General features: G+C 48.5%; 14 protein-coding genes, 1 pseudogene and 1 riboswitch. Of the genes and pseudogenes, 3 read left to right on the plus strand and 12 right to left on the minus strand.

All coding sequences use genetic code 11. From position 1 onward, the window contains the following. Positions 1 to 139: 139 nt before the first annotated feature. Positions 140 to 550, minus strand: a complete 411-nt coding sequence (locus tag SK36_RS08985; protein WP_048221354.1) for a hypothetical protein — start codon at positions 548 to 550, stop codon at positions 140 to 142. 389 nt (positions 551 to 939) lie between these two features. Here SK36_RS08985 and SK36_RS08990 point away from each other — a divergent pair, with 389 nt between their 5' ends. Continuing rightward, entirely contained in the window at positions 940 to 1,548 is a 609-nt protein-coding gene (locus tag SK36_RS08990; protein ID WP_053069235.1) for an alpha/beta fold hydrolase, read from the plus strand. 281 nt (positions 1,549 to 1,829) lie between these two features. Further along, positions 1,830 to 2,711: a hypothetical protein gene (locus SK36_RS08995; RefSeq protein WP_048221355.1), complete on the plus strand. Its 882-nt coding sequence runs from the start codon at positions 1,830 to 1,832 to the stop codon at positions 2,709 to 2,711. 193 nt (positions 2,712 to 2,904) lie between these two features. Here SK36_RS08995 and SK36_RS23540 read toward each other — a convergent pair. From SK36_RS23540 to pth, 3 genes and pseudogenes are all read right to left on the minus strand, one after another. Then, a pseudogene (locus SK36_RS23540) lies at positions 2,905 to 3,572 on the minus strand (tyrosine-type recombinase/integrase); the annotation flags it as partial. A gap of 166 nt (positions 3,573 to 3,738) precedes the next feature. Continuing rightward, complete coding sequence (ychF, locus tag SK36_RS09000) at positions 3,739 to 4,833, minus strand: redox-regulated ATPase YchF (protein WP_048221356.1); 1,095 nt, start codon at positions 4,831 to 4,833, stop codon at positions 3,739 to 3,741. Between the two features lie 115 nt (positions 4,834 to 4,948). Continuing rightward, positions 4,949 to 5,533, minus strand: coding sequence for an aminoacyl-tRNA hydrolase (pth, locus tag SK36_RS09005; protein WP_016153302.1), 585 nt, complete (start codon positions 5,531 to 5,533; stop codon positions 4,949 to 4,951). 274 nt (positions 5,534 to 5,807) lie between these two features. On the opposite strand from pth, the gene ychH reads away from it, so the two are divergent. After that, the gene (gene ychH / locus SK36_RS09010) at positions 5,808 to 6,086 is read left to right on the plus strand and encodes a stress-induced protein YchH (protein WP_045443721.1); all 279 of its coding nucleotides are present in this window, start codon (positions 5,808 to 5,810) and stop codon (positions 6,084 to 6,086) included. Between the two features lie 45 nt (positions 6,087 to 6,131). Here the strand turns inward: ychH and SK36_RS09015 are convergent, their stop codons facing one another. The 8 genes from SK36_RS09015 to SK36_RS09050 form a co-directional block, all read right to left on the minus strand. Then, entirely contained in the window at positions 6,132 to 6,941 is an 810-nt protein-coding gene (locus tag SK36_RS09015; RefSeq protein ID WP_048221357.1) for a cytochrome c1, read from the minus strand. Between the two features lie 4 nt (positions 6,942 to 6,945). Beyond that, positions 6,946 to 8,118 (minus strand): cytochrome b, encoded by a 1,173-nt coding sequence (locus SK36_RS09020; protein ID WP_048221358.1) that lies wholly within the window; start codon positions 8,116 to 8,118, stop codon positions 6,946 to 6,948. Position 8,119: 1 nt separating this feature from the next. Then, positions 8,120 to 8,671, minus strand: a complete 552-nt coding sequence (gene petA / locus SK36_RS09025) for a ubiquinol-cytochrome c reductase iron-sulfur subunit (protein WP_048221359.1) — start codon at positions 8,669 to 8,671, stop codon at positions 8,120 to 8,122. A 24-nt stretch (positions 8,672 to 8,695) separates the two neighbouring features. Next, positions 8,696 to 9,136: a pseudoazurin gene (locus tag SK36_RS09030; protein WP_048221360.1), complete on the minus strand. Its 441-nt coding sequence runs from the start codon at positions 9,134 to 9,136 to the stop codon at positions 8,696 to 8,698. 17 nt (positions 9,137 to 9,153) lie between these two features. After that, the gene (locus SK36_RS09035) at positions 9,154 to 9,975 is read right to left on the minus strand and encodes an ABC transporter ATP-binding protein (protein ID WP_048221361.1); all 822 of its coding nucleotides are present in this window, start codon (positions 9,973 to 9,975) and stop codon (positions 9,154 to 9,156) included. Beyond that, positions 9,972 to 11,036, minus strand: a complete 1,065-nt coding sequence (locus tag SK36_RS09040) for a FecCD family ABC transporter permease (protein WP_045443703.1) — start codon at positions 11,034 to 11,036, stop codon at positions 9,972 to 9,974. The genes SK36_RS09035 and SK36_RS09040 overlap by 4 nt, the downstream gene beginning before the upstream one ends. Before the next feature lie 66 nt (positions 11,037 to 11,102). Next, the gene (locus SK36_RS09045; RefSeq protein WP_048221362.1) at positions 11,103 to 12,155 is read right to left on the minus strand and encodes an ABC transporter substrate-binding protein; all 1,053 of its coding nucleotides are present in this window, start codon (positions 12,153 to 12,155) and stop codon (positions 11,103 to 11,105) included. A 196-nt stretch (positions 12,156 to 12,351) separates the two neighbouring features. After that, positions 12,352 to 12,579, minus strand: a riboswitch (cobalamin riboswitch). A gap of 233 nt (positions 12,580 to 12,812) precedes the next feature. After that, on the minus strand, positions 12,813 to 13,337 hold the full coding sequence (locus SK36_RS09050) for a GNAT family N-acetyltransferase (protein WP_045443697.1): 525 nt from the start codon (positions 13,335 to 13,337) through the stop codon (positions 12,813 to 12,815). Positions 13,338 to 13,342: the final 5 nt, after the last annotated feature.

Here is a 13,342-nt window from a genome sequence, read left to right on the forward strand (position 1 = left end):
TTTTCAGGAATTACGCTAAATGTACATTTCGGCAATCTAAAGCGTTTCTTGACGCTAATTTAGCGTTGCGATGAAAGGACTGATTAACTTAGTCCCTAGCGTAATCTCAAGCTCTGCCTGACTGTCAGCTTGGTTCCTGCTATGCGTCCTCAGCATGGTAAGCAAATAAAAGATCAGGCATGAGACCAGTTTTCTCTATGGTTGTCAGCACGGACTGAGTAGATACTTCAGCGATAACCTTCATTGCCTCATCACGGATTTCAACATACGCAGGGTTATCTCGGGGCACAAATGGCTCAAGGAGGTGGCCAATCGCTTTACCGTTAACAGAGAGGCTGAACGTGCCAGCAACACGATCCACATTCCAGATATAAATGAGAGGACCTAGCCCAATATCCTCACAATCATCTTCGTTACGGATCCCCGGGAGATAGACAGGCATAGACAGCTTTTCATCACTCAGCGTCAGCGCAATAAACTGTTTTGCCGTGATTGAGGAACCCTGTCCGGGCTCAGTTTCAGGTCTTTTCTTTCTAAAGAATCCGAACATACCTTTTCCTTGTTAATGGTGAATCAGAAAGATAATTAGCAATCCTACAGTACTAAGTGTTCAGGTCAATGGAATGGCCCGTTCCCCGTTGAACTACACAGATTGTTGTAAGCCATTTCCGCACCTAGACACAGAAGAAATTCATGCTCAGCAAGGTCTGTAGTGAGCGAGAAGCGGAAGATACCGATGCACATCGATTGGGCAAGAGGTCGACCAAAGCAGTGGCGATTCAATCTGACATTGCATGGTGAGATCGGGTTTGATACAACGAATAAATCGTTACTCCAAAAACACATACGCAGATGATTTCTAGTCACTATTTCCAGGTCCCGTTTCATGGCAAAACGATTCACGCTGAAAGCACATTTGGATGCAATGGACATGTCCTTATGCTTCATGGCGGCGGTAAAGATCGGACCGTTTTCTACAAATACCGAAATCTTCTGGATACCTTAGGCTTTGGAACGACGATATTTGACTTTTTAGGTCATGGTGAGACTGGGGGGGACATTCACGAATCTTCTCTTTTTAATCGCACGATGCAAGCAGAGGCGGTGATTGCTTCCCAGGGACTGGTGCTTACAGGTTGTATGGGCGTCAGTATGGGAGCCTACAATGCACTTCAGCTTAGTAAAGCGATTCAGTTCCAATCTCTCATCCTCATGGTTCCCGGTGTCTACTCAACACCTGCATATAAGGTTAAGTTTGGTCCTGATTTTTCTGCAATCATACGCAAACACCGGAGCTGGGAACATACAGATGCATGGGACATAGCTGCTGAGTTTAACGGGAATTTACTGGTTATTGCTGCCGAAAATGATGCAATCATCCCCTCAGAAATACCAGAAAAACTGCTGTCTTCTGCATCATGCTGTTGTCAAAAGCAACTTCTGATCATTCCCGAGGCTGGACATAATAATATTTGGGAAAATTTAATGCTCACACCTGTGCTATATGAAAACGTACGCTCGGCCTTTAAGCATTGTTTATCTAATTGAATAGAGCAATATATCGTACGATCCCTATGCCGATTTAAAGTCGATTTTAATAAAAAAGAGAGCGTGCAGGCTACGTCCGCTGTTGGCACGAAGCGGGCAAGCTAACTGAGTTGAAGGTCCGCTGTGAGCGAGGAGCGACCTTATTGTACAAAGCATATAGCCAGATTACAGTGAAGCCACTGATTGACAAGTGAGCCAAACCAGACAAGCAGCCAATGAAACAAAACTTCGCCAACGTAACCAAATCTGGATAACTGATCGGTTCATGAGGACAACAAATAATGTCATTCAATAATAACAAACTGTTAATTACTCTCTTATCCCTCTGCACATTTCAGACTTATGCAGCACAATGCACTGCGGAAACCTTCGCTAAAAACAAACTGAACAACTTCATCCTTCTGAGTGAGCCGACAAGAACTGAAATTCCCAAATCTGTATCAATCACTATTGATAGTCCTGACGGGTATCTCCGCACATCGGTTCAAAGCAACTTCAGTCAATGCGGTGAAGTAATTGGCGGCCGTATGAAAGAGGTCAAAACCTCAACAGGCCAGAAAGCAGTTTTCACGGCAACCTCTGAAATTCAGTTGAATAAAACGGAATTTGGCTGGCGCATCCAGGTGGACTCAAACGGCGTCATAGCCGATAAAAACAGTCAGAAAACCACGCAGGCATATCGGCAGACTCTTGAGGGAATGTACCTGCTTAACGATAAAGGAATTATCAGCCGTGCAGTTAATCGTTCGGTTATCGCGGCCACAAAACCAGAAGATAAAGACAAAACCGTAGTGGGCACAATCGACTACGCCTTCAATTCATCAGGATTACTGGCAAGCGCGGCAAGCAAAGGAAGTATGGCGATAGATAATAATACGATTGTATATAGTTATGATGGCAATCATCGCCTAATCAAAACCCAATCACCCTCAACCATAGAAGAGTATGGCTATGATAACGAGGGCCGTGAGTTGACCCTGAGCAAGACCCAGACGTATTTCACCATCGAAAAAAATCTGACCACCTGCGAGGAGTGGAACTCACATGGAGAATGCACACATGCCAATATAGATATCACAATCACCCCAACTGATCGGACAGGTAAACAGTATGTAGACAAACATAACGCAGTAATGACGGCGAAATATGAATACTGGAACTGACCATTTGTAAGTATCCCTGCAAAACGAACCATCAACTTTTAGGGAGTCTCTGGCACTCCAACTTCCGTTCCTGGCACAAAGCGGACATTGAGGAAGGAGTTCAATCCTCGAGGTTTACTAAGTGCAATAAGTTCTACTCGAATCCTGCTACCCCTTTGCCCAGCTTATCAGCCCATTCCTGCATCATAACCTTTCACTCATCGAGATAAGTTACATGGTTGTATGTGCGACGAACATTGTTGGTATCAGCGAACGCAAGTTGGACCTCTATAGCGTCGGGTTGATAGCCCATCTCGTTTAAACGTGTTCTTCCTGTAGTTCTGGTATATAGGTACCACTCCAGCCGAGGCTTTTAAGTAGCCGACACAGAGAGTGCGATGTCATTGGACTTAGCTGATTATCCCTGCCCGGAAAAAGGTGCTGCCGATGCCCGGTTAATCCCTGTAGTGTTCTGAGCTTTTTGACATCTTGGGAGGGCAGGGGAATACCGTGTTCTCTACAAACTTTCATTCGCGCTGCCGGAATGGTCCACAGGGCGCTATCAAGATCGATTCTGCCCATTCTGCTTCGGTAACTTCAGCGGGACGCGCAAGTGTCCACCACATTAACCACATGCAATAGTTAACCTGGTACGAGCCATGACTATTGTCAAAACAACTCAATAATCTCCCGATTTGCTGTGGGTTTAATGCCTGTTTGTGTTTTATTAGCAGGAAGGGGCTTGCGCGCAGGCCAGACGGGATCGCTATCAGCTCCAGGCGTCGCGACTGCCAACTCGAAAATTGATGAAACGGTGCGGCGAGCTTCCGCAGCAACTGTCGGGGCTCCCCGTTTAGCTGTTTCCTGAAGAATTTCAAGGATGAAGATGGAAGAATGTTGTACTCATCCGCGCACTCATTTTTGACTGCGTTGCTACGAGATGAATTGAGACGTTATGAAAAGAAAAATCCACGCAATTGCGTGGATTTTATGGTTTTTTGCGATTTTTATGAGATTCAGCGAAACCTCATGAGACAACCAATTTTATTTAGACGTTGAACAGGAAGTTCATTACGTCGCCATCTTTAACGATGTAATCTTTACCTTCTGCACGCATTTTACCGGCTTCTTTCGCGCCTTGCTCACCCTTGTAGGTGATGAAATCTTCAAACGCGATGGTTTGTGCGCGGATAAAGCCTTTCTCGAAGTCGGTATGGATTTTACCGGCAGCCTGTGGCGCGGTGGCGCCAACAGGGATTGTCCATGCGCGGACTTCTTTCACACCAGCGGTGAAGTAGGTCTGCAGGTTAAGTAGTTCGTAACCGGCACGGATCACGCGGTTCAGGCCCGGTTCTTCCAGACCCAGTTCAGCCATAAATTCGTCACGATCGGCATCGTCAAGTTCTGCGATATCGGATTCAACTGCAGCACAAACGGCAACGACCACAGAACCTTCAGTGGCGGCGATTTCACGCACTTTATCGAGATATGGGTTGTTCTCAAAACCATCTTCGTTGACGTTGGCAATATACATAGTTGGCTTCAGGGTCAGGAAGCTCAGGTATTTGATAGCCGCTTTGTCTTCGTCAGTCAGGTTTTTCAGTGCACGTAACATACCGGCGTTTTCCAGCTGTGGCAGGCATTTTTCCAGTGCAGCCAGTTCTGCTTTAGCGTCTTTGTCGCCACCTTTGGCTTTCTTCTGCACGCGGTGGATAGCGCGCTCACAGGTATCAAGGTCGGATAAAGCCAGTTCGGTGTTGATAACGTCGATATCGTCAGCCGGATCCACTTTATTATTAACATGGATAATGTTGTCGTTTTCGAAGCAGCGAACTACGTGACCGATAGCTTCTGTTTCACGGATGTTGGTCAGGAACTGGTTGCCCAGACCTTCACCTTTGGACGCGCCTTTTACCAGGCCCGCGATATCCACAAATTCCATTGTGGTTGGCAGGATACGCTGTGGTTTTACGATTTCGGCCAGTTGATCCAGACGCGGATCGGGCATCGGAACAACACCGGTGTTCGGCTCGATAGTACAGAACGGGAAGTTTGCCGCTTCAATACCCGCTTTTGTGAGCGCGTTGAACAGGGTGGATTTGCCTACGTTTGGCAAACCGACGATACCGCATTTGAATCCCATGTTTAAATCACCTTAATCTTTTGATATTCAACCTGTTATAGAAAACAGATTGTAGAAAAGTAAATAACTCTGCCTATTATACACAGCACGCGAGAAAAATGCCGCACATCACTGCTTATTGAGCTTTAAAGGTATGTAAGCGGCTCGTTGCTTTCGTCAGGCCATCTTTGAATAAAATCTCGGTACAACGAGCCGCTTCGTCAATAGCTTCATCAATTAACTTCTGTTCTGAAACAGGCGGTTTACCTAAAACAAAGCCGACAACTTTGTTTTTATCGCCAGGATGGCCAATTCCGACGCGTAAACGATGAAAGTTCGGGTTATTGCCTAACTTGCTGATGATGTCCTTCAGGCCATTGTGCCCACCATGACCACCGCCAAGCTTAAATTTTGCGACGCCCGGGGGCAGATCCAATTCGTCGTGGGCGACTAAAATTTCATCGGGGTTAATGCGATAAAAACTGGCCATCGCGCCGACGGCCTTGCCGCTTAGATTCATAAATGTGGTCGGCACCAGCAAACGGACATCTTCACCTTCGAGCGTCACTCTGGAGGTGTAACCGAAGAATTTCGGCTCATCGCGCAGGGGGGCTCGTAATCTCTCTGCCAGTAGATCGACGTACCATGCGCCTGCATTATGTCGCGTTGCCGCATACTCTGCGCCGGGGTTCGCCAGGCCGACAATCAATTTAATCGTCACGTATTTTGTCCTGAGTGTGTCTATAACCGGCGTGTAGTTTACTGTCTGTCGGTGCGCTTGACAAAAAACTGCGTGCGTAACTGCAAAATCTGAATAATTGCCCAAATGGACTATTAGAAAATGAGGTTGTTCAGTAGCTTATTTGTAAAGTTTTGTTGCATTGGTGTTTGTAATTGTGATCGCTCCCGCACATGCAAACGGCAGTGTTGTCTATACTTTACACATAAGGATTAGGGGTATTCCCTGTAGCAACCCAAAGTTCCGGAGGTGACACATGAAACGCAAAAATGCTTCGTTACTCGGTAACGTGCTCATGGCTTTAGGGTTGGTGGTGATGGTTGTCGGTGTTGGCTATTCTATTTTAAATCAGTTGCCGCAATTTAATCTGCCACAGTTTTTCGCACATGGTGCTGTGCTCAGTATTTTTGTTGGTGGTGTTCTCTGGCTGGCGGGGGCCCGCGTCGGTGGGCATGAACAAATCAGCGACCGCTACTGGTGGGTTCGTCATTACGACAAACGCTGTCGCCGGAATAACAGCCAACGCCACAGCTAAGCGGTGACGTTATTGTAGACCAGTCAGCTTTATGCTGACTGGTTGTTAGTTCGCCTTGTTTCTGCGCGAGCGGGAACGGATACGCTGTAATAACGCGACTAGCGCCAAAACAACCGCCAGATATCCCATAGCATACATTCCCTGATGCTTTCTCGACTCCAGCTGCGGATCGGCTACCCACGCCAGAAATGCGGTGACATCGCGTGCGTACTGTTCTTCCGTTTGGGGTATGTGTGTTTGCGTAGCCCAGATTACCTCACCGTCTGTCAGTGGTTTTGGCATATTGATAATCCCGCCCGGGAAATACCGGTTAGCCTTCATCTCAGGATCATCGGGAACATACCCCGTCAGCAATGCATAAATATAATCAGCCCCTTGTTCGGAATAAGGAATAAACGCATCCAGTAAAAATTGTGGAAATCCGCGATCGTAGGTTCGTGCCCGAACGATATAGCTCAAATCTACCGGCAGCGCGCCATTGTTGAGGTATTTGGCTTCCTGCTCATTGAGATAAGGGGAAGCAAAGACATCATTCAGATTGCCATCCCGTTCGCCGGGTTGCCCGTCGTCCTCCACGGTTGCAAAGACGTAACCGCTCGCCATTGTTTTAGCTTCAGCCTGACTCAGCTCCGGCCCTCCCGGTTTGGTCAGCGTTCGGAACGTCAGATATTTCATGCTGTGGCAGGCCCGACATTTTTCTTCGTAAACCTGCAGACCGCGTCGTAACTGCTCTGTGTCGTATTTGCCGTTCGCACCGCTAAAAGACCACGTCTGCGGTGGCGGTTGCTGCGCACTGAGTACGTTGCTGAAGAACAGACCCAGACTGAGGGTGGTGTACGTTAAAAATCGGCCCATAATGTCAGTCCTGTTTTTCCAGTAAGCGTCGACACGGCAGAACAATCAGAAACCATGCGAAATAGACCAGCGTTGAAAGCTGAGATGCTGCACGGATCCAGCCCTCGTCATGATTAAACCCATCAACTAAATCCGGACCAACCAGCGCTTTTGATCCCAGCCAGCCTAAAAAGAAGGCGTTGACTACCCAAATCCAGAAGCTGACTTTAACCAGCTTGCTATAGTTGCGAAACCGCGCACGTGACGTATCCAGCCAGGGGAGAAAATAGAAAATCAGTACCGAGGCGCACATCGCAGTAATACCCGCCAGCTCATTGGGAAAGCAGCGCAAAATAGAGAAGAAGGGCAGAAAGTACCATTCCGGTGCGACGATGGCCGGCGTGACTGTCGGATCGGCGGGAATAAAGTTATCGGCGCTGCTGAGATAATGGGGCGCGAAGAAGAGAAACCAGGTAAACAACATTAAAAAGAGAGTGAGTTTAATGGCATCGCTCTCGGTGACGCGAAAATCAAACAGCAGCCGTTGAGACTCTTGTGCGGAAAATGTTTTCTTCATCGCATGGGCAAAAGCCGACTGAACGGTGCGTACATGCCATATCGTCACCGCGACAATCGCGAATGGAATAATAAAGTGAAGCACATAAAAACGCCCAATTGTTGGTGTACCGGGCGCATATCCACCGACTAAATAGGTATACAGCGAATCCCCGATAAACGGAATTGCCCGGGCAAAACTGGTAATAACCGTGGCGGCCCAGTAGCTTTTTTGCCCCCAAATAAGGCTATAGCCCAGAAAAGCAGTGATCATCAGCAGCACATATAACGTCACGCTGATGGTCCACATCTTCAGATAGGGTTTGCGGTAAACGTTGTAATACATCGCGCGGAAAATATGCAAATAACAGGCAAAGAAAAAGAGTGAAGCGCCAGTTGCATGCATGTTGCGCACCAGTTCACCGTGCCTGACTGAACGCATAATATGAATAATGGAATCAAATGCGGACTCCGCCGTAGGTACGTAGAACATTGCCAGTACAATGCCCGACAGGATTTGGACACCCAGCATCACTAGTAATATCAAACCGATAGCAAATACCCACAGCCCGGAAACGGAGCGGGGAAGCGGAAGGCGCAACTGAAAGTTGCGCCATGACGTCGTTATATCAGAAGTGCTCATATCAGGCATCCTTTGCACCAATACGTACGCTCAGACCATCGGCAGACAAGGTATAGTCCGGGATTGCCAGATTCGCAGTGGCCGGACCGCGCGTCACACGTCCGGAGGTATCAAACTCTGAACCATGACACGGACAGATCCATCCCTGGCCACTGGGGTTGGCGTTAGGAACACACCCCGCGTGAGGGCAATAGCCCTGTATAACCAGCCACTGTGGATGTGCCGCTGTAACCCGTTCGCTATCTGCCTGAGGAGCCAGCAGTAATCGATTATCTGCCTGTTGCGCCGCTGCAATCTCTTGCGGAGTTCGGTGGTGAATGAGGATCAGTTTTCCCTGCCAGATACGCTTCACTGTCTGGCCTGCTGCTACGCCTGCAAGAGAGACATCAATTGGCTCATTTTCTGCCTCGGTTTTATCATCCGGGCCCAGTGCTGAGATGAGCGGCCAGACGGCGGCAGTGACACCCGCCGCGCCGACAAATTTTGTCAGTTTGCACAGGCAGTCACGTCGCCCGGTCTGGATCGTTTCACTATCGGGTTTTTTATCCACCACCAGTATTCTCCCTTTATCGTGGCGTTACTGTTTATCGATGCGGGTATAAATATCCTGAAAGCGTTTATCCGCAAGGCCCGGTGCTTTAAACGCGCGGTAGCTGTCGGGCAATACGGCGTCACCGACTTTGATCAGCATGATCATGCCCTGGGCATAGTGGGGTGAGCACTTGATGCCGTAGAAGCCTGCGTTGTCGTATTTGACTTCAATCTCTTCATCGATTTTGCCAATGAAACCGGGATAGCCTGCGGGTGAGAGTTCGGCAATCGAGGCTGCATTGTGGCTCTTATGTTTGCGGATAAACTTCACGCTATCGCCCGGTTGGATCGCCAGATAGTCCGGCTCGTAGACCATTGGCCCACCAGCACCTCGGTTTTTCATCAGCACTTCATGCGTTTGTGCGAGAGCCGTGGAGGTGAAGGCTAACAGGCACAGGATTTGCAGACTTTGCTTAATACATTTCATATCAGTTCCTTTGGTATTTACGCTGGTCGTTGGTAGCGGATGAAGCAGCTCGCCCCATCAGGTGGACGTTCGACAATTGCATCGATGCCAAACCAGCAGTTAAGGTTTTCTCGGGTGAACACTGCAGAAGGATTGCCCTGCATCGCCAGTTGTCCGGCTTTCATCACCATGATGCGATCGCAGAACATTGCGGCATGATTCAGGTCGTGCAGGGCAGCAATAACGGTAAGTTTCTCGCGTTTGACAAGGTTGAGCAGGCCAATCTGATGTTGGATATCGAGATGATTTGTCGGCTCATCCATCAGCAGTACCTGCGGTTGTTGCGCCAACGCCCTGGCTATATGCAGGCGCTGGCGTTCGCCCCCGGAGAATGTATGCCAGCAGCGATGCTGTACGTTTTGCATGGAGACTTTTTCCAGCATCGCTTGCACAATCTCATCGTCAGAACGCGACCATGGCGACAACAGGCTTAGAAATGGTGTGCGGCCAAGAGAAACGGCCTGAATGGCGGTAAGACGCTCGCTGGTTTCTGCCTGTTGTTCAACAAGAGCCACTTTTTGCGCCAAATGGCGCCGCGAATAGCGGTGAACGTCTTTGTTGTTCAGCAAAACCTTGCCTGCGGAGGGTTTCAGTAAACCGGCCAGAAGCGAAATCAGTGATGTTTTCCCGGAACCATTGGGGCCGATAATCCCAACAAACTCCCCGGGAGAAACCTGAAAAGAGACATCATTTACAATTGCCTTGCCTTTCACTTCCCAGTGCAGATTTTGCGCGCAAACCACATGATTAGCCGCATTCGCTCTGCGTAGAGGTGATGTAAAGCATGGGTTAACGGTCATTTGCTCGGATTCCCTCGTATCAATATGAGTGAAAATGCGGGAGCGCCGACCAGGGCGGTGATCACGCCGATTGGCAACACTTGCCCTGGAAGCAGGGTTCGGGAGATGACATCCGCCACGATGAGAAAAATAGCGCCAATAAAGGCGCTTACGGGCAATAAGCGGTGATGCTGGTTTCCCACCAGTAAACGGGCGGCATGAGGAATGACCAGCCCGACAAAACCAATAGCGCCTACAATCGATACCATAATGGCCGTCATTCCCGTCACTGCGGTAATCAGTACGACGCGGGTGCGTTTAACCGGAATACCCAGCGATGCGGCCGATTCAGCGCCAAAGGAAAATGCATCAAGATGGCGGGCGTAGCAAAAGCAGATAATTATGCCGACCAGCGCAGTTGGGATAGCCAGAACCACATCTGGCCAGCGAACGCCGCTAAGGTTGCCCAGTAGCCAGAACATAATGCCGCGAGCCTGCTCGGCATTGGCTGAGCGGGTGATAATCAGTGAAGTGATGGCATTGAACAACTGTGAGCTGGCAATCCCGGCGAGAATGATTTGCGTGGTGGCGGAACCGTGTTTTCCCCGCGCAGCCATCGCCAGCAGTGCGACAAACAAAAACGCCGTCAAGGCGCCGATAAAGGCGCCGAGAGACATGCTGACGATCCCTGCACCCAGTCCGGTTAATGCAATGAGCACGGCTCCGGTTGACGCTCCGGCGGAAATCCCCAGCAGATAGGGTTCGGCCAGCGCATTACGTAGCAGTGACTGTAACACTACCCCGGAAACCGCCAGACATGCGCCGCAACAGGCGGAAACCAGCGCGCGAGTCAGACGGTAGTTCCAGATAATCCCGGCATCCAACGCGTCCACCATATACTGGGTGTCAAACAGTCGGTTTGCCAGCGTATGGATAACGTGCTGCCACGGAATAAATGTTTCACCGATGGAGATCCCTGCCAGAAGAACGCCACACATCACCACACTGACCCACAGGCTGTGTAGCACTGCCCGGTTTGTTAATTGACGAATGGCCTGGCGCGTCCTGCGTAATTCACTCATTATTTTACGGCTGCCCTGAGTACAAAAGGGCGTTATGCCTGCAAAAGGCATAACGCGCGACGAGGATTAATGAGTGGCTTTTGGATGTGCCAGGCCGTACTGCACCAGCGCATCAGCGAGTTTCTCAAGACCATCGATAGTTCTTATCCCGGCATTCATGGTTTGCACGTCGATCACTGGCAGGTGGTTTTCTTTAACCGCCGGGATCAGGCTGGTGACAGGATCAGACTTGAGGTATTCCATTTTGACTTTCCAGTCATCAGCTGGGAAACGGCGACGTCCCATTTCGCCCAGAACGATAACCGATGGATCCGCTTTGGCGATGGTCTCCCAGCCTACAGTTGGCCACTCTTCGGCGGAATCAATGACGTTTTTCACCCCAAGTGATTGGGCGATCCACGCGGCGGGGCCAAATTTTCCTGCGACATACGGGTCAAGTTGCAGATCGGCGCTGGAGAACCAAAAGACGGCGGAAACGTTGTTGTCCATACCGGTAATTTTGGACTTTGCCGCAGCCTCACGTGCTTTGAGGCTGGCAATCAGTTCATCACCTTTGTCCTGAACATCGAAAATTTTTGCCAGATCTGCGACTTCCTGGTAAACCATGGCGATATCAAACATCCCCTTACGTACACCATCTCCGCCGTCTTCGTTATCTTTGGCACAATCGGCGGGAGCGGTATAAACCGGAACTTTCAATTCGCTGAATTGTTCGTAGGACGCGACCGTACCGGCAGGGCCAATTTGCCATTCAAACTGGCTGGCTACTAAATCTGGCTTTTTAGCAATAATCCCTTCAAAGCTCGGGATGTTCTGTGCAATGACCGCAATTTTATCATTCACCGCCTTGTACTGTTCCGGGACGGGACCGAACCAGAGTGACGTTCCGACAACGCGATCGGCCAGACCCAGAGAATAGAGTATTTCAGTGCTATTTTGCCCTACGGTGGTAACTCGCTGGGGAGCTTTATTAAAAGTAATATCCCGGCCACAGTTTTTGATAGTCAGTGGATATTCTGTTTTGGCCGCAGAAGCCATATTACTGGCCAGGAAAAGTGCGGCGCCAGTCAAGGCCAGAAGTGAAAGTTTGGAATAAGAAGAGGTAATGTCAACGTGCATTATAATTGTCCCTTTCATGCCAGAATCTGATCGTCTGGTATATAATTTCGGGACAGGCGCATGACGATAGATGACATCGAATCATGATGTACAGACAAGATAATATGAAAAAAAAGTATATTCTCGTCTACCAGGTCAGTAATCACGATCATTAGTTCGTCAAATAAATCACCCCATGGACCATCCCGTCCACTCAATGTATACAACCTTGACAGTAGGTCTCCTGGCTCGCGGCAATCAGAATATCGGCCTTCCCATAAATAAATCTTTACAGTGACCTATGGTGATTTATTACCATACGAAGATATTCTGTATCCGCTTACAGTTGCGGGGGCAGCTATGGCATAAGATTGAAATAATCCGCACCATATTCCGTTTCAAAATAATAAGTACATTCTGAAATACTGTCATCGGCGAATGTATCGGCATCCAATTATCGCGTCAACCGCTTGAATAAGTAGGGGTATTTGTTTTGCTATTGTTAATTCCTTTAAAAACAGATGGTTATGAGAATATTTTTTAGTGTGTTCTATGTTGATGGTGAATATCAGATAAATTAAATGAGAATTATTTGATTCTGATCAATTAATTTTGCTGCGATAAAAATGACCGGAATTAATAGTGCGGATGCACAATTATTTAATTATTTGCACAATGTCACATTCCGATAGCATATTTCTCCATATGCACAATTTGTTGTTCTCCGCCTTCATCTAAAAACTCGGTGAAATGATGGCGTAGCCAAAACGGATAACCGCCAGGTAAAAAGTGATGGGTGTGCAGGTAGAGTGTTTTATATTGTTGACGCAGGCAAAATTGTTCTGCCAATGAAACTAACTGACCGCCTATTCCCTGGCGACGATAATTTTGTTCAACGTAACAACGACAAATCTCAGCGGTTGTAGATAAATTATAACGCCCACGTAATGTCGATATTCTGTCATCGTACTGGCATACCGCCAGCGTGGCGATAAGCTGTTGTTGTTCATCCCATACGCCGATCAACAGATTTCGTGGCTGGTGAATGTATTGTGAACGTAACGCTAACACATCCTGACTTGAGTCGGGGAGTGGCCTGTTGGCATTAAAATAGAGATTCAGATGCCGGATAATAAACGATTGCACGGCTGGAATATCAGTCTCGGTGATTTCGCGATAGACAAATGTAGAGTCAGATTTCATGGCTA

This window comes from Citrobacter sp. MGH106 (genome assembly GCF_001037495.1).
Taxonomy (GTDB): Bacteria; Pseudomonadota; Gammaproteobacteria; order Enterobacterales; family Enterobacteriaceae; genus Citrobacter; species Citrobacter murliniae.